The sequence below is a fragment of the Enterobacter cloacae complex sp. P43RS genome, assembly GCF_014930585.1.
Classification (GTDB): Bacteria; Pseudomonadota; Gammaproteobacteria; order Enterobacterales; family Enterobacteriaceae; genus Enterobacter; species Enterobacter bugandensis.
Window position 1 is genome coordinate 1 of record NZ_JADBRJ010000006.1, and the last position, 16,684, is coordinate 16,684.

The window sequence follows — 16,684 nt, forward strand, 5'->3', positions numbered from 1 at the left end:
TTGTCCGAAGACATTAAGAATCCATGTCACTTTGAGTGCCCACACAGATTGTCTGATAAATTGTTAAAGAGCAGTTGCAACGCGGCTTTCGCTCACCGTTGCGAGGTGGCGTATATTACGCTTTCCTCTTTCAGAGTCAACCCGTTATTTCAGGATTTTTTCTCTTCAACCGACCGGGTTAACTGTGAAGTGATTCACATCCGCCGTGTCGATGGAGGCGCATTATAGGGAGTTCTCCGCGGGCCGCAACCGCTAAATGACAGAAAAATGACTGACTGCTGTATTCCCCAGCAAAACCCCGTCTTATACCCTTTTACACACAGAGTTATCCACAGCGCTTCGAAAAAGTGAAAATATGCGAGCGTTGCGCAAACGTTTTCGTTAAAATGCTCGCGCTTAACAAGGAGGCCTCGTCAGGTGTGTTAGATGAGTTTTTCGCTGGAAAATTCATCTAACGCTCTCTGTAATCGTGAAATCCAGGGGATTTACCATGCAACAACGTCGTCCAGTCCGCCGCGCTCTGCTCAGTGTTTCTGATAAAGCCGGTATCGTCGAATTCGCTCAGGCACTTTCCGCACGCGGTGTGGAGCTGCTTTCTACAGGCGGTACCGCTCGCCTGTTAGCAGATAAAGGTCTGCCGGTAACCGAAGTGTCCGACTACACCGGTTTCCCGGAAATGATGGATGGACGCGTCAAAACCCTGCATCCGAAAGTGCACGGCGGCATTCTGGGCCGTCGCGGTCAGGACGACGGCATTATGGAACAGCATGATATCGCGCCTATCGATATGGTCGTTGTTAACCTCTACCCGTTTGCCCAGACCGTCGCCCGCGAAGGCTGCTCTCTGGAAGATGCGGTTGAGAATATTGATATCGGCGGCCCAACTATGGTGCGCTCCGCGGCGAAGAACCATAAAGATGTGGCCATCGTGGTGAAGAGCAGCGACTACAGCGCCATTATTAATGAGATGGATGCTAACGACGGCTCCCTCACTCTCGAAACCCGCTTCGACCTTGCGATTAAGGCGTTCGAACACACCGCCGCGTACGACAGCATGATTGCCAACTACTTCGGTAGCCTGGTTCCAACCTACCACGGTGAAAGCAAAGAGCCTTCTGGCCGCTTCCCGCGCACCCTGAACCTGAACTTCATTAAGAAGCAGGATATGCGTTACGGTGAGAACAGCCACCAGCAGGCTGCCTTCTATATAGAAGAAGAGGTAAAAGAAGCCTCCGTTGCGACCGCTCAGCAGGTTCAGGGCAAAGCCCTTTCCTATAACAACATTGCCGACACCGACGCCGCGCTGGAATGCGTGAAAGAGTTCAGCGAGCCAGCCTGCGTTATCGTCAAGCACGCCAACCCGTGCGGCGTTGCGGTAAGCTCCTCTATTCTGGATGCCTACGATCGCGCCTACAAAACCGACCCGACCTCCGCATTCGGCGGCATTATTGCCTTCAACCGCGAGCTGGATGCTGAGACCGCGCAGGCCATTATCTCCCGCCAGTTTGTCGAAGTGATCATCGCGCCATCCGCTTCCGAAGAAGCGCTGAAAATCACCTCGGCGAAACAGAACGTGCGCGTACTGGTTTGCGGTCAATGGGCGGAGCGCGTGCCGGGCCTGGACTTCAAGCGCGTGAACGGCGGTCTGCTGGTTCAGGATCGCGATTTGGGTATGGTGACAGAAGCCGACCTGCGCGTGGTGACCAAACGTCAGCCGACCGAACAGGAGCTGCGCGACGCGCTGTTCTGCTGGAAAGTGGCGAAGTTCGTGAAATCCAACGCCATCGTCTATGCCAAAGAGAACATGACCATCGGGATAGGCGCAGGCCAGATGAGCCGCGTTTACTCTGCGAAAATCGCGGGTATCAAAGCAGGTGACGAAGGCCTGGAAGTGAAAGGCTCCGCCATGGCCTCTGACGCCTTCTTCCCGTTCCGTGACGGTATCGATGCTGCGGCTGCGGTGGGCATCACCTGTGTGATCCAGCCTGGCGGCTCTATCCGCGACGACGAGGTGATTGCCGCTGCCGACGAACACGGCATCGCAATGATCTTCACCGACATGCGCCACTTCCGCCATTAATTCCCGGAGCAGAAAATGAAAGTATTAGTTATTGGTAACGGCGGGCGCGAGCACGCTCTGGCGTGGAAAGCGGCGCAGTCTCCGCAGGTTAAAACCGTCTTCGTGGCACCGGGTAACGCCGGTACCGCACTGGAACCCGCGCTGCAGAACGTGGCTATCGGCGTGACCGATATCCCGGCGCTGCTGAGCTTTGCCCAGACCGAGAACATCGACCTGACCATCGTCGGCCCGGAAGCGCCGCTGGTAATTGGCGTGGTTGACGCCTTCCGCGCTGCGGGCCTGAAAATCTTCGGCCCAACGGAAGGTGCCGCACAGCTGGAAGGCTCCAAAGCCTTCACCAAAGATTTCCTTGCGCGTCATAACATTCCGACGGCGGAGTATCAGAACTTCACCGACGTCGAGCCCGCGCTGGCTTACCTGCGTGAAAAAGGCGCGCCGATTGTCATCAAAGCCGACGGTCTGGCCGCCGGGAAAGGCGTTATCGTGGCGATGACGCTCGAAGAAGCCGAAGCGGCCGTTCAGGATATGCTGGCAGGCAACGCCTTTGGCGATGCGGGCCACCGCATCGTGATCGAAGAGTTCCTCGACGGCGAAGAGGCGAGCTTTATCGTGATGGTCGACGGCGAGCACGTTCTGCCGATGGCCACCAGCCAGGATCACAAGCGCGTGGGCAATGGCGATACCGGCCCCAACACCGGCGGGATGGGCGCTTACTCCCCTGCTCCCGTGGTTACCGATGAGGTGCATCAGCGCACCATGGATCGCATCATCTGGCCTACCGTGAAGGGCATGGCGGCGGAAGGTAACACCTATACCGGCTTCCTCTACGCAGGCCTGATGATCGACAAGCAGGGCAACCCGAAGGTGATCGAATTCAACTGCCGCTTTGGCGATCCGGAAACCCAGCCCATCATGCTGCGCATGAAATCCGACCTGGTGGATCTGTGCCTGGCGGCCTGCGAAGGCAAGCTGGACGAGAAAACCTCAGAGTGGGACGAGCGTGCGTCTCTGGGCGTGGTGATTGCTGCGGGTGGCTATCCGGGGAACTACAGCACCGGAGATGAGATCCACGGCCTGCCGCTGGAAGAGATTGACGGCGCGAAGGTGTTCCACGCCGGTACGAAGCTGGCTGACGATGACCGCGTGCTCACCAACGGCGGCCGCGTGCTGTGTGCGACCGCACTGGGCCAGACCGTGGCAGAAGCGCAGAAACGCGCCTATGCGCTGATGGCGGATATTCACTGGAACGGCAGCTTCAGCCGTCAGGATATCGGTTATCGTGCTATTGCGCGGGAGCAGGGGGAGTAATTTCCCCCTCACCCTGACCCTCTCCCTCAAGGGAGAGGGAACTTAAATCAAAAACTTTTCTCTGTCGGCTGCCAGGTGCAGAAGTCTTCGTTCGCCACCAGCAGCAGCTGAGAGCCTTCCGGCGCCTCAAGCCACGCCACGCTCACTTCCATAGACGAATGCCGCTGACGGCGCTGAATGTGTTCGGTTGCCCAGGATTCAAGCTCAGGCTTTACGGTCTGCCCTTCGCAGGTGGTCACCGTGCCATCGGCATGCCAGCGCCCCTGGCGCAGCACCACGCGGCCCTGACGCAGCGCGTCGCTGGTCTGACGGAGCTGTTCGGCGCGGTAGCGGTAAAGGGCGACCTGATCGCTGGAAAGCTGCTGTTTCAACCCGCTGACTTCATGCTGCATAAAGCTCAGCTCGCCGTGGTCGTCGAAACGCACCTTCACGTGTTCGGGGGTCTTGCTGTAGATGTTCAGTTCAATCAGCGACAGCGCATCGCCCTGCCAGCGGTACTCTGCGGTCGAGGTGTTGCCGTTATGCCACGGGCTGAACGCGGTAAGCATATGGACTTCATCGCTGGAATCTTTACGCCAGATCCTGACCGCGCCCTGGTTGTCAGCATAGCCACTGGCGGTAAACGGGGGGAGTGAGGAGTCATGGCTACAGGCAGACAGCAACAGTACGCCTGCCAGCGCGAGCGTGCCACGCCAGAATGACAAAAGGGGCGTTGCCGCCCCTTCGTTAAAACTGTTCACTGCCACGCGTCTTACTTAACTGCGTCTTTCAGTGCTTTACCAGAAACAAATGCCGGCACGTTAGCTGCGGCGATTTTGATTTCTTTACCGGTCTGCGGGTTGCGGCCAGTACGCTCAGCGCGGTGGTTCACTTTGAAGGTACCGAAACCAACCAGTTGTACAGCATCGCCTTCTTTCAGAGACTCAGTAATAGCAGCCAGGGTAGATTCCAGAGCAGCTTTAGCCTGCACTTTAGACAGATCAGCCTTGTCCGCAATTACATCAATCAGTTGAGTCTTGTTCATAAGTTATCCTTTCAATGTGTTTATCGCTTGCTAAGCATCGAGTGCGACGAAAATGCCAAAAAAGCACTCTCCTGCATACACGCACCGATAGCCACTTTTTTTCGCCCCCCAAATGTAGACCAGACGGGGGGCAGAAGGGAAGAGTCGAGGTGCGACAAAACAGGCGTTAAATCACGTTTTGTTGTCTCATTGGTTAAAAATTATACCAATATTGCTCTCACCGGCCTCACGCAGGTCCGCGCGCAGCCCTTTGATCAGCTCAATATCACGCTCTTCACACTCTGCCAGCAGGCGGAAAATCTCCCACTGAATGTCCCATTCCTGTTCAACCGCCGGGTTAGCACGCAGCTCTTCGTCGGTCATTTCACGGCCTTCCTGCGTCATTTCCAGCATCGCGACGGTCGTGATGGATGCCTTACTGACTTCAATGGCGTGCTCCAGCGTTTCACCGCTCAGACGGGAGTGGATCAGCTCGCTCAACGCCACGCAGGCGTCGATAGCCGGATAAACGCCGTACAGGTCGTAATCGTCCGCCGCCGGGATCGCCTCTTCCAGCTTTTCGAGCTGTGAATCGAAGTTCACCTTTGCGTCTTTCACCGTCAGCGTCTCCCAGATCAAATCCAGGATACGTCGATAAATCTGGCCTTCGCCAAACTCCGTTTGCTTACAGAACGCGGCATAGTTGGGATACATGCGCTCGCACAGGCAAGCCATAAACGTCACGTGCTGCCAGCTTTCCAGCTTCTCAAGGCGCAGATGAATCGGGTTTTGTAACATGATGATGTCTCGAATCGAAAATTAGCCGCAGTTTACCTGAATCACGGCTGAATTTCCTGCCAACGAATGAATGCCGGACGTGAAGAGGCAACGGCGTCAGCCCAGCGGGTTGGCTCCGGTAACCGGTAGCCCTTCATGCAGCGCTGCACCCACGCCAGCGCGCTGTCCATGCTCACCCGATGCCCGGTGGCGATAAACAGCGGATTACAGCGCGCTTTACTGCGCCAGACCCACGCCAGCTGCTCGCCTTTATGGATAAGCGGCGCCAGCGCGCCCGGTTCGGCAGAGAGCGGCTCAAACGCGCCGCACAGGCGTTTTTTCGCCACGCCGATGGTCGGCACGTCCACCAGCAGACCAAAGTGGCTGGCGACGCCTAAGCGACGCGGATGGGAGATACCGTGCCCGTCAACAAACAGGAGGTCAGGTTTTTGCGAGAGTTGCTCCCACGCGGCCAGCAGCGCGGGGTATTCGCGGAAGGAGAGAAAGCCGGGAATATAGGGCATGGTGGTGGCGATACGCGCCACCTTGTACTCCACCAGCTCCAGCGACGGGTATTTCAGCACCACCATCGCCGCCCGCGTCACTTCACCGCCCTGCTCGAACCCGACGTCCGCCCCGCCAATGTACTGCGGGGGATCCTTATCCAGACGATCCTCGCGGATCACCGATGAAGCCAGTTCGATTTGCTGAGCGCGTAGCGACGCGAGATCCATAACCACTCCTTACTTGTGATACTGGGCAGAAAGCCGATGCACCGCCTCCACAAATACGCCTGCGTGTTCAGGCGGCACATCCTGATGAATGCCGTGGCCGAGGTTAAAGACGTGGCCTTCACCCTGGCCGAAACCAGACAGTATAGTCGACACTTCCTCTTCGATGCGGGCAGGCTGAGCATAGAGCATGGACGGGTCCATGTTGCCCTGCAGCGCCACTTTGTCACCCACGCGGCGGCGGGCATCGGCAATATCGGTGGTCCAGTCGAGGCCCAGCGCGTCGCAGCCGGTTGCCGCCATCGCTTCCAGCCACTGGCCGCCACCTTTGGTGAACAGCGTCACCGGCACGCGGCGACCTTCGTTTTCACGCAGCAGGCCGTCAACGATTTTGTGCATGTAGTACAGGGAGAACTGCTGATAATCACGTCCGGTCAGCACGCCGCCCCAGGTGTCGAAAATCATCACCGACTGCGCACCCGCTTTAATCTGCGCGTTGAGGTAGAGCGTAACGCTCTTCGCCAGCTTGTCGAGCAGCGCATGCAGCGCCAGCGGTTCGGCGTACATCATCTTTTTAATCATGGTGAAGGCTTTGCTGCTGCCGCCTTCAACCATGTAGGTGGCCAGCGTCCACGGGCTGCCAGAGAAGCCAATCAGCGGCACTTCGCCCTTCAGCTCGCGGCGAATGGTGCGCACGGCGTTCATCACGTAGCCCAGTTCGCCTTCCGGATCGGGGATCGGCAGCTTATCGACGTCGGCTTTGCTTTTGATCGGCGAGGTAAAGCGCGGGCCCTCGCCGGTTTCGAAATAGAGCCCCAGGCCCATCGCGTCCGGAATGGTAAGAATGTCCGAAAAGAGAATGGCGGCATCCAGCGGGAAGCGGCGCAGCGGCTGGAGCGTCACCTCACAGGCCAGCTCGGCGTTTTTGCACAGCGACATAAAATCGCCCGCCTGCGCGCGCGTGGCTTTGTACTCTGGCAGATAGCGTCCCGCCTGGCGCATCATCCACACCGGGGTGACATCAACGGGCTGGCGCAGCAGCGCACGCAGATAACGATCGTTCTTCAGTTCGGTCATTTTGCAGTTCCTTATTGCGTCAGTCCGTCAGTGTAACACTACTCATACTCGGCCCGACACATTGCCACGGTATCTTCTATCAGGCGACGCGCCACCGTTCCCGGAGGGGGTAACAGCGGTAAATTGTCGTAGCGGTACCAGTTCGCCTCCAGCAGCTCTTTCTGGTCGATAACAATCTCGCCGCTGTCATATTCCGCCATAAACGCGGTCATCAGAGACATCGGGAACGGCCACGGCTGGGAGGTCACGTAGCGCAGGTTCTTCACCTTGATGCTGCTCTCCTCCATCACCTCGCGCGCCACCGCCTGCTCCAGCGTTTCGCCTACTTCCACGAACCCGGCGAGGACGGTATGAATGCCGTTGCGATGACGGGTATGTTGCGCCAGCAGGATGGAATCATCACGGCGGATGGCAACGATGATGCACGGCGCGATTTGCGGGTAGTAGCGTTCACGGCAGTGGCCGCAGAGCAGCGCCCATTCGGTTTTGCTTGGGTGCATGGTGTGGCCGCAGTAACCGCAATATTTGTGCGAACGGTAAAACTCCGCCAGCTGCACGCCCCGCCCCGCCAGCTGGAACAGGCCGACGTCAAGATCTAACACCTGACGTACGGATCCCATATCCTGACGGCGCGCCTGTTGGATCAACCACACGGGATCGCCCTGCCACTCGCCGATCTTCAGCGCGGACTGGCCCACCAGATCGAACGTTTCCGCGGCACCGTAGGGCAACTCTCCTGAGGGCAGCCATAATTTTTGTTCGTGGCTGACGATCCACCAACCCAGATCTGATTTTTCAATAATACGATCCATATCTATTGCACTACCTTCGCTTCACTGACATGTTGTTAGCATTGTGGTTACATTTTGGATAAGCAGATCCCATTCTAAACCTTATGGAGTCGACCATGTTAAACCAGCTGGAAAGCCTGACTGAGCGCGTTGGAGGAAGTAATACCCTGGTGGATCGCTGGCTACATGTGCGCAAGCATCTCCTTGTGGCGTATTACAATCTGGTCGGTCTTAAGCCTGGCAAAGAATCCTTTATGCGGCTGAACGAAAAAGCGCTGGATGATTTTTGTCAGAGCCTTGTCGACTACCTCTCCGACGGCCATTTCAACATTTATGAACGCATTATCCGCGAAATGGAAGGGACAACGCCGTATTTAGCGGCCAGCAAACTCTGTCCGCAGCTGGAAGCCAATACCCAGCAGATCATGGACTATTACGATTCCACGCTCGAGAACGCCATCGATCACGATAACTACCTTGAGTTCCAGCAGGCGCTGTCCGACCTGGGCGAAGCGCTGGAAGAGCGATTCACGCTGGAAGATAAGCTCATCGCCCTCGTACTGGATAACAACCTGAATATCAGCAGCAGCGATAACGTTGCGCGCCCTGCTTGAGTTCTTAACCGTTAACGAGTAATTTACAACCAGTCGCCCCTCTGCGGAGGGGGATTTTTCTTGTCGGAGTGCCCAGTGTGTAAGCACGGGCTGAGACCGTTAATTCGGGATCCGCGGAACCTGATCAGGTTAATACCTGCGAAGGGAACAAGAGTCACGCTGCTGTTGTATCGCCCCTGGGGCGATCTCCTCTTGCTTCATCCGTCGTCTGACAAGCCATGTCCTTCACTTCTGGAATGAGCTATGTCTACAACAAAACTGACCCGCCGCGAACAGCGTGCACAGGCCCAACACTTCATCGACACTCTGGAAGGCACCGCTTTCCCGAACTCGAAACGCATCTACATCACCGGTTCACAGGCCGATATCCGCGTGCCGATGCGCGAAATCCAGCTCAGCCCGACGCTTATCGGCGGCAGCAAAGAGAACCCCCAGTATGAAGACAACGAAGCCGTGCCGGTGTATGACACCTCCGGCCCATACGGCGATCCTGATGTTGCTATCAACGTGCAGCAAGGTCTGGCAAAGCTGCGCCAGCCGTGGATTGAGGCGCGTAACGACTGCGAAGAACTGAGCGTACGCAGTTCTGCGTACACCAAAGAACGCCTGGCCGACGACGGCCTGGACGCGCTGCGCTTTACCGGCCTGCTGACGCCAAAACGCGCCAGAGCGGGCAAATGCGTCACTCAGCTGCACTACGCGCGCCAGGGTATCGTCACGCCGGAGATGGAGTTCATCGCCATCCGCGAAAACATGGGCCGCGAGCGCATCCGCAGCGAAATATTGCGCCACCAGCATCCGGGTGAAGGCTTTGGCGCTCGCCTGCCGGAGAACATCACGCCGGAGTTTGTGCGTGACGAAGTGGCCGCCGGGCGCGCGATTATCCCCGCCAACATCAACCACCCGGAATCGGAGCCGATGATTATCGGCCGCAACTTCCTGGTGAAGGTCAACGCCAACATCGGCAACTCTGCCGTCACCTCGTCCATCGAAGAAGAGGTGGAAAAGCTGGTCTGGTCCACGCGCTGGGGCGCGGACACGGTGATGGACCTCTCCACTGGCCGTTACATCCACGAAACCCGCGAGTGGATCCTGCGTAACAGCCCGGTGCCGATTGGCACCGTCCCGATTTATCAGGCGCTGGAGAAGGTCAACGGCATCGCCGAAAACCTCACCTGGGAAGCTTTCCGCGACACGCTGCTGGAGCAGGCGGAACAGGGCGTGGACTACTTCACCATTCACGCGGGCGTGCTGCTGCGCTACGTGCCGATGACGGCGAAACGTCTGACCGGCATCGTCTCGCGGGGTGGCTCCATCATGGCGAAATGGTGCCTGTCCCATCATCAGGAAAACTTCCTCTACGAGCACTTCCGCGAGATCTGCGAAATCTGCGCCGCGTACGACGTCTCCCTGTCGCTGGGCGACGGCCTGCGTCCGGGCTCCATCCGCGATGCCAACGACGAAGCGCAGTTTGCCGAGCTGCACACCCTGGGCGAGCTGACTAAAATCGCCTGGGAGTATGACGTGCAGGTGATGATTGAAGGCCCGGGCCACGTGCCGATGCAGATGATCCGCCGCAACATGACCGAGGAGCTGGAGCACTGCCACGAAGCGCCGTTCTACACCCTGGGGCCATTGACCACGGATATCGCACCGGGCTACGACCACTTCACCTCCGGGATTGGCGCGGCGATGATCGGCTGGTTCGGCTGCGCCATGCTCTGCTACGTGACGCCGAAAGAGCACCTCGGCCTGCCCAACAAAGAGGACGTTAAGCAGGGACTGATTACCTACAAGATTGCCGCCCACGCGGCGGATCTGGCGAAAGGCCATCCGGGCGCGCAAATCCGCGACAACGCCATGTCCAAAGCGCGCTTTGAATTCCGCTGGGAAGACCAGTTCAACCTGGCGCTGGATCCGTTTACCGCCCGCGCCTACCACGACGAAACCCTGCCCCAGGAGTCGGGCAAAGTCGCGCACTTCTGTTCCATGTGCGGGCCAAAATTCTGCTCGATGAAAATCAGCCAGGAGGTGCGGGATTACGCCGCCGCGCAGACCATTGAAGTCGGTATGGCGGACATGTCGGAAACCTTCCGCGCCAGAGGCGGCGAAATTTACCTCAAAAAAGAGGAGGCGTAATGTACAAGCCCGATTTCCCCTCCGTGCCCTTCCGCTTAGGGCTTTACCCGGTGGTGGACAGCGTGGAGTGGATCGCCCGCCTGCTGGAGGCCGGCGTTCGCACCCTCCAGCTGCGCATCAAAGATAAGCGTGATGAAGAGGTGGAGGCCGACGTCGTCGCCGCCATCGCGCTGGGGCATCGCTACACTGCTCGCCTGTTTATCAACGACTACTGGCGGCTGGCCGTTAAGCACCGGGCGTACGGCGTGCATTTGGGCCAGGAGGATCTGGAAACCACCGATCTGAACGCCATTCGCCAGGCTGGCTTGCGCCTTGGCGTTTCAACACACGATGATATGGAAATCGACGTGGCGCTGGCGGCACGCCCCTCCTACATCGCCCTCGGTCACGTTTTTCCGACGCAAACCAAGCAGATGCCTTCTGCCCCGCAGGGTCTGACGCAGCTGGCGAGCCACGTTAAGCGCCTTGCCGATTACCCGACCGTCGCCATCGGTGGAATCAGCCTTGAACGCGCCCCGGCGGTGCTGGAGACCGGCGTCGGCAGTATCGCCGTCGTCAGCGCTATCACCCAGGCGGCAGACTGGCGGTCCGCCACCGCGCAGCTTTTACAGCTGGCAGGAGCAGGCGATGAATGACCGCGATTTTATGCGCTATAGCCGCCAGATCCTGCTGGAGGATATTGCCATTGACGGGCAGCAAAAGCTGCTCGCCAGCCGGGTACTGATTGTCGGCCTGGGCGGATTAGGCGCGCCCGCCGCGCTGTATCTGGCCGGTGCGGGCGTGGGCACGCTGGTGCTGACCGATGACGACGAGGTGCACCTCAGCAACCTGCAACGGCAAATCCTCTTCACGACTGAAGATGTTAACCAGCCTAAAGCGCAGATCACCCGGCAACGGCTTAACCAGCTTAATCCGGATATCGAACTGATTGCGCTCCAGACGCGGCTTAGCGGAGACGAGCTGCAACGTGAAGTTGCCCTTGCCGACGCGGTGCTGGACTGCACGGACAACATGGCGACGCGCCAGGCAATTAACGCCGCCTGCGTGGCAACGAATACGCCGCTTATCACCGCCAGCGCGGTGGGGTTCGGCGGGCAGATAATGGTGCTTACGCCGCCGTGGGCGCAGGGCTGTTACCGCTGCCTGTGGCCGGACGAGGCTGAACCGGAGCGTAACTGCCGCACGGCAGGCATTCTTGGCCCGGTGGTGGGCGTGATGGGTACCCTTCAGGCACTGGAGGCTATCAAGCTGCTCAGCGGCATGGAGACAGCGCGCAACACGCTCCGGCTGTTCGACGCCCGTTCCGGCGGCTGGCGCCATCTGGCGTTAAGCCGCGCCAGCCACTGCCCGGTATGCGGAGGCCGCAATGCGCATTCTGTTTAACGATGAGCCGATGACGTGCGACGACGGTCTCACCGTTGCCGCCCTTCTCGACACGCTGCGCCAGCTCAAGCCGGGAACGGCGCTGGCGCTCAATCAACAGATCCTGCCGCGCGAGCAGTGGGAATTTCAGCAGGTCAATGAAGGCGACCAGATCCTGCTGTTTCAGGTTATCGCTGGGGGCTGAGATGTTACGTATTGCCGATAAAGTCTTTGATTCACATCTGTTTACCGGAACCGGAAAGTTCGCCTCCCCGCAGCTGATGGTGGATGCCATTCGCGAAAGCGGCAGCCAGCTGGTGACGCTGGCGATGAAGCGCGTGGACCTTCGCCAGCACAACGATGCCATTCTTGCACCGTTGCTGGAAGCCGGCGTGACGCTCTTACCTAATACCTCCGGTGCAAAAACGGCCGAGGAGGCGATGTTCGCCGCACAGCTGGCCCGGGAAGCGCTCGGCACCCGCTGGCTGAAGCTGGAAATTCACCCGGATGCGCGCTGGCTGCTGCCGGACCCGATCGAGACCCTGAAAGCCGCAGAAAAGCTGGTGCAGCAGGGATTTACCGTCCTGCCTTACTGCGGCGCGGATCCCGTGCTGTGCAAGCGTCTGGAAGAGGTCGGCTGCGCCGCCGTCATGCCGTTGGGGGCGCCCATTGGCTCTAATCAGGGGCTCGAAACCCGCGCGATGCTGGAGATCATTATTGAGCAGGCTACCGTGCCCGTGGTGGTGGATGCGGGCATCGGCGTACCCAGCCACGCCGCGCAGGCGCTGGAAATGGGTTCCGATGCGGTGCTGGTGAATACCGCCATTGCGGTGGCCGACGACCCGGTCATAATGGCGCGTGCGTTTCGTCTCGCCGTGGAGGCTGGCGTGCTGGCCAGAGAGTCCGGCCCCGGCTCGCGCAGTTTTCAGGCACAGGCCACCAGCCCGCTGACCGGTTTTCTGGAGGCGATCTCATGAGCACGTTTACCGAGCGCTGGCGCGAGCTTAACTGGGACGATATTGCCCTGCGCATCAACAGCAAAACGGCGGCTGACGTGGAGCGCGCGCTGAATGCCCGTCATCTGAACCGGGAGGATTTAATGGCCCTGCTCTCCCCGGCGGCCAGCGCCTACCTTGAACCGATGGCGCAGCGCGCTCAGCGCCTCACCCGGCAGCGGTTTGGCAACACGGTGAGCTTCTACGTCCCGCTCTATCTTTCGAACCTGTGCGCCAACGACTGTACCTACTGTGGTTTTTCCATGAGCAACCGCATCAAGCGGAAAACGCTCGATGAAGAGGAGATCGCACGCGAGTGTGCTGCTATTCGTGAAATGGGGTTCGAACATCTTCTGCTGGTCACGGGCGAGCATCAGGGGAAAGTGGGAATGGACTATTTCCGCCAGCATCTGCCTGCGATACGTCGGGAGTTTGCGTCGTTGCAGATGGAGGTTCAGCCCCTGTCGCAGGACGAGTATGCGGAGTTAAAAACGCTCGGGCTGGACGGCGTTATGGTCTATCAGGAAACCTACCACGAGGCGACGTACGCGCGGCATCACCTGAAAGGGAAGAAGCAGGATTTCTTTTTCCGGCTGGAAACCCCGGACAGGCTGGGCCGCGCCGGGATCGACAAAATCGGGTTGGGTGCGCTAATTGGGCTTTCCGATAGCTGGCGGGTAGATTGCTACATGGTGGCAGAACATCTGCTGTGGCTGCAACAGCACTACTGGCAGACCCGATACTCCATCTCCTTCCCACGCCTGCGCCCCTGCGCAGGCGGCATTGAACCGGCTTCGCTGATGGATGAACGCCAGCTGGTGCAGACCATCTGCGCGTTTCGCCTGCTCGCCCCGGAAGTGGAGTTATCGCTCTCAACGCGTGAATCTCCGGCGTTTCGCGATCGCGTCATCCCGCTGGCGATTAACAACGTCAGCGCGTTTTCCAAAACGCAGCCGGGCGGGTATGCAGACGATCATCCGGAGCTTGAGCAGTTTGCACCGCATGACGGACGGCGTCCGGAAGCCGTTGCCGCCGCCCTGACGGCACAGGGTTTACAGCCTGTCTGGAAAGACTGGGACAGCTGGCTGGGAAGAGCCTCGCAATGACGATGTAACGCACTGCAACACGGTAGAAAATTATCGAGGCGTTACGGAAAGGTAAAACCGGATGATTGTCAGCGATCGTCCGGTTTTTTATTGTCATCGGGTCAGCAACGGATGCTGACCAGGGCGAAAAGCTTCTTCCTCGATTCGCCCTGCCTCCGATTCCGTGCATAAGAGGGGCGCAAAAGTATGGATAAGGAATTTCTTAGTGATTCTTAAGATAAATCATCTCGCCTGAAATCGTGTTCCGTATAATTCACCGCTAACCGCAGGACAGCGACTATGCTGAGAGGATATCGGCAGACGAAAAATATTCACCATCAGGATCGATGTACAACTCATGGCACTTCACAGCAAAAAGCTCTCTTTCACCCGACCCATTATGCTCAGCTTCGCGGGGATTCTGTGCAGTTTTGCGCTGATCGCGGTCGTGGTAACTCTTTCACAACGAAAGGATTTTCTTGAGGACTATCATAAGATTAATGGCAATTTCACCCATAACCTTGCGGTGAACTACACCGAGTCAATCCTGCGTGAAAACGACTATATCCTGGGCCGCTCGGCGATGTATTTTGCACGCGATGACAGGCTAAACGAGACCCTCAACGTCAACCCGACGCAAGGGCTGCAGATGATGATGCATTTGCAAAACCTGATGCCGACCGTGTCATCCATCTCGCTGGCAGACACGCAGGGACATTATCTGCGCGCGCCGGAAGTGCTCCAGACGGAAAAGAGTAAAACCTTCGATCCCCGGACGCGTCCGTGGTTTGTCGCCCATGCTGAAGCCAGTATATTCAGCCACTACACCCGTCCCTATATGGACTACTTCAACGGTCATCCGACGGTCACACTCTATAAACCGTTAATTTCACCAGAAGGTCGACTTAAAGGTACGATTGCGTTTCATCTCGACTTAACGTCAATGGGCTACACCCTGCGTCAGATGGTCGCCCCTGTTCAGGGGGAATTCTTCGTCGTCGAACGCGATGGCGCCGTCGTGCTGCACCCTGATACGGGCGTGCTTTTCAAACAGTACGTCAGCGAAGCGCTGATGGATAAAATGACCAGCGGCGAAAGCCACCTTTACGATAAGAAAACCGACGCCTGGTATTACTACTACTCATTTACCAATCCGGACTGGTTTGTCATCTACAGGGTCTCTGGCGCAACGCTTACCGATATCACCCGACACGAAACAACAATCGTAGGCTGGGGTTTCGCGCTGGCGGCCATCATTATCATTCTCTTTGGCCTCTATCTGCGTCATGCCTCGCGTACCGTGTTGATGACCATTATCAATGCGATCAAAACGGGCGATGTGAGCCAGGCGCCGCGTCTGGAAGCGATGCTGAGCCGCACCATTCAGTCCAATAAAGAGCGTGAGATGGCGTATGTTCGTCAGGCCACTCACGATGCGCTGACCGGCTGCAAAAACCGCCGTGCGTTCGATAACGATGTGGAGGAATTATTAAATGCCCACCAGCCTTTCGCGATGGCGTTGGTTGATATTGATAACTTCAAGTCAATTAACGACACGTGGGGACACCTGAGCGGCGACATTGTCCTGCGTAACGTGGCGCGCGAGGGGATCCAGATAATGCAGCCCCACCACGTCTCGGTCTATCGCTACGGTGGTGAAGAGTTCGCGGTAATTTTCCAGGCCGAGCAGATCGCTGCTGCATTTTCATTGCTTGACGCATGGCGCACCGCCGTTGCAAGACGCGTATGGCGGGAAGACAATCTTCACGTCACGTTCAGCGCGGGTCTGGGTGAATGGCACTTCGAACCGCTGGAACAATTTGTAGGTAGCGTTGATAACGCGCTCTACAGTGCTAAAAAGCAGGGAAAAAACCGTATTGTTCGCACTGCCGTCGGCTGACTTTCTCTCTTACTCGAAGAATTGTAACCGGTTTCAGAAAAATGCCGCTTTCTTTGTGATGCCTGACACACAATCGCGGTAAAGCGGTTGTTGAAGCTCTCTGCGCAGGATAATTATCAATAAACACATGTAGATCGAGGCTGATTATGAAGAACATCGTTTTATGCTGTGCAGCGGGAATGTCAACCAGCATGCTGGTTCAACGTATGAAAGATGCCGCGCAGAAAAAAGGGGTTGAAGTCACCATTAAAGCCGTTCCGGTTGCGGAGTTTAAAGACAATATCGCGACGGCCGACATCGTATTGCTGGGGCCACAGGTCAAATACGAGCAGGCTAAACTGCAGGCACAGGCCGACCCGCTGGGTAAAAAGGTCGCGGTGATCGACATGATGGATTACGGCATGATGAAAGGCGATGCCGTACTGGAAAAAGCGCTTAAACTGCTGGAGTCATAATGGAAGACTTAGAAACCACAATCATGGAACTGCTGGTCAACGCCGGTGCGGCCCGCAGTGCGGCCCTGACGGCTCTGCAGATGGCGCGTAAAGGTGAGTTTGACGAAGCTGAAAAAGCGATGGAAGAATCCCGCGAATATGTGAAGCACGCGCATACGATCCAGACGCAGCTTATTGGACTTGACGAAGGGACCGGGAAACTGCCTGTTAACTTGATCACCGTTCATTCTCAGGACCACCTGATGAACGCGATGGTTATTCAGGATCTGGCGGGCGATATGATTGAGCTTTATCGACGCATCCCGCTAGTGAATTGAAGAAATGCAGATATAAAAAAACCCGCCGAGGCGGGTTTTTTATTTACGGC

General features: G+C 57.6%; 18 protein-coding genes and 1 riboswitch. Of the genes, 12 read left to right on the forward strand and 6 right to left on the reverse strand.

Annotation, left to right across the window (positions count from 1 at the left end; translation table 11 throughout):
• Positions 1-490: 490 nt before the first annotated feature.
• Positions 491-2,080 (forward strand): bifunctional phosphoribosylaminoimidazolecarboxamide formyltransferase/IMP cyclohydrolase, encoded by a 1,590-nt coding sequence (purH, locus tag IM294_RS13570; RefSeq protein ID WP_193360359.1) that lies wholly within the window; start codon positions 491-493, stop codon positions 2,078-2,080.
• 15 nt (positions 2,081-2,095) lie between these two features.
• Positions 2,096-3,388, forward strand: a complete 1,293-nt coding sequence (gene purD / locus IM294_RS13575) for a phosphoribosylamine--glycine ligase (protein ID WP_045261355.1) — start codon at positions 2,096-2,098, stop codon at positions 3,386-3,388.
• 47 nt (positions 3,389-3,435) lie between these two features.
• Here purD and IM294_RS13580 read toward each other — a convergent pair whose 3' ends face one another.
• The 6 genes from IM294_RS13580 to nudC form a co-directional block, all read right to left on the reverse strand.
• On the reverse strand, positions 3,436-4,128 hold the full coding sequence (locus IM294_RS13580) for a DUF1481 domain-containing protein (protein ID WP_028015109.1): 693 nt from the start codon (positions 4,126-4,128) through the stop codon (positions 3,436-3,438).
• 11 nt (positions 4,129-4,139) lie between these two features.
• A complete protein-coding gene (gene hupA / locus IM294_RS13585; protein WP_002445246.1) occupies positions 4,140-4,412 on the reverse strand; it encodes a nucleoid-associated protein HU-alpha in 273 nt (90 codons plus the stop codon).
• A gap of 186 nt (positions 4,413-4,598) precedes the next feature.
• Positions 4,599-5,189, reverse strand: a complete 591-nt coding sequence (locus IM294_RS13590) for a YjaG family protein (RefSeq protein ID WP_022646712.1) — start codon at positions 5,187-5,189, stop codon at positions 4,599-4,601.
• 41 nt (positions 5,190-5,230) lie between these two features.
• Positions 5,231-5,902 carry a deoxyribonuclease V gene (gene nfi, locus IM294_RS13595; protein WP_010425928.1) on the reverse strand — a complete coding sequence of 224 codons (672 nt, stop codon included), beginning with the start codon at positions 5,900-5,902 and terminating at the stop codon, positions 5,231-5,233.
• Positions 5,903-5,911: 9 nt separating this feature from the next.
• Positions 5,912-6,976: a uroporphyrinogen decarboxylase gene (gene hemE, locus IM294_RS13600; RefSeq protein ID WP_010425930.1), complete on the reverse strand. Its 1,065-nt coding sequence runs from the start codon at positions 6,974-6,976 to the stop codon at positions 5,912-5,914.
• A gap of 38 nt (positions 6,977-7,014) precedes the next feature.
• Positions 7,015-7,788, reverse strand: a complete 774-nt coding sequence (gene nudC, locus IM294_RS13605; protein ID WP_049138089.1) for an NAD(+) diphosphatase — start codon at positions 7,786-7,788, stop codon at positions 7,015-7,017.
• Positions 7,789-7,883: 95 nt separating this feature from the next.
• On the opposite strand from nudC, the gene IM294_RS13610 reads away from it, so the two are divergent.
• From IM294_RS13610 to IM294_RS13655, 10 genes are all read left to right on the forward strand, one after another.
• Positions 7,884-8,381 (forward strand): Rsd/AlgQ family anti-sigma factor, encoded by a 498-nt coding sequence (locus IM294_RS13610; protein ID WP_028015105.1) that lies wholly within the window; start codon positions 7,884-7,886, stop codon positions 8,379-8,381.
• A gap of 54 nt (positions 8,382-8,435) precedes the next feature.
• Positions 8,436-8,545: riboswitch (TPP riboswitch) on the forward strand.
• A 79-nt stretch (positions 8,546-8,624) separates the two neighbouring features.
• Entirely contained in the window at positions 8,625-10,520 is a 1,896-nt protein-coding gene (gene thiC / locus IM294_RS13615) for a phosphomethylpyrimidine synthase ThiC (protein ID WP_028015104.1), read from the forward strand.
• Positions 10,520-11,155, forward strand: a complete 636-nt coding sequence (thiE, locus tag IM294_RS13620) for a thiamine phosphate synthase (RefSeq protein ID WP_150145492.1) — start codon at positions 10,520-10,522, stop codon at positions 11,153-11,155. The genes thiC and thiE overlap by 1 nt, the downstream gene beginning before the upstream one ends.
• On the forward strand, positions 11,148-11,903 hold the full coding sequence (locus IM294_RS13625; RefSeq protein WP_126818823.1) for a HesA/MoeB/ThiF family protein: 756 nt from the start codon (positions 11,148-11,150) through the stop codon (positions 11,901-11,903). Before thiE ends, IM294_RS13625 begins: the two co-directional genes overlap by 8 nt.
• Complete coding sequence (thiS, locus tag IM294_RS13630; protein ID WP_126818824.1) at positions 11,887-12,087, forward strand: sulfur carrier protein ThiS; 201 nt, start codon at positions 11,887-11,889, stop codon at positions 12,085-12,087. The genes IM294_RS13625 and thiS overlap by 17 nt, the downstream gene beginning before the upstream one ends.
• 1 nt (position 12,088) lies before the next feature.
• On the forward strand, positions 12,089-12,859 hold the full coding sequence (thiG, locus tag IM294_RS13635; protein ID WP_126818825.1) for a thiazole synthase: 771 nt from the start codon (positions 12,089-12,091) through the stop codon (positions 12,857-12,859).
• Entirely contained in the window at positions 12,856-13,983 is a 1,128-nt protein-coding gene (thiH, locus tag IM294_RS13640) for a 2-iminoacetate synthase ThiH (RefSeq protein ID WP_063438504.1), read from the forward strand. Before thiG ends, thiH begins: the two co-directional genes overlap by 4 nt.
• A 337-nt stretch (positions 13,984-14,320) precedes the next feature.
• The gene (locus IM294_RS13645; RefSeq protein WP_126818826.1) at positions 14,321-15,862 is read left to right on the forward strand and encodes a sensor domain-containing diguanylate cyclase; all 1,542 of its coding nucleotides are present in this window, start codon (positions 14,321-14,323) and stop codon (positions 15,860-15,862) included.
• Positions 15,863-16,008: 146 nt separating this feature from the next.
• Positions 16,009-16,317, forward strand: a complete 309-nt coding sequence (locus IM294_RS13650; RefSeq protein WP_010425948.1) for a PTS sugar transporter subunit IIB — start codon at positions 16,009-16,011, stop codon at positions 16,315-16,317.
• Complete coding sequence (locus IM294_RS13655) at positions 16,317-16,634, forward strand: PTS lactose/cellobiose transporter subunit IIA (RefSeq protein ID WP_008503455.1); 318 nt, start codon at positions 16,317-16,319, stop codon at positions 16,632-16,634. The genes IM294_RS13650 and IM294_RS13655 overlap by 1 nt, the downstream gene beginning before the upstream one ends.
• Positions 16,635-16,684 lie beyond the last annotated feature (50 nt).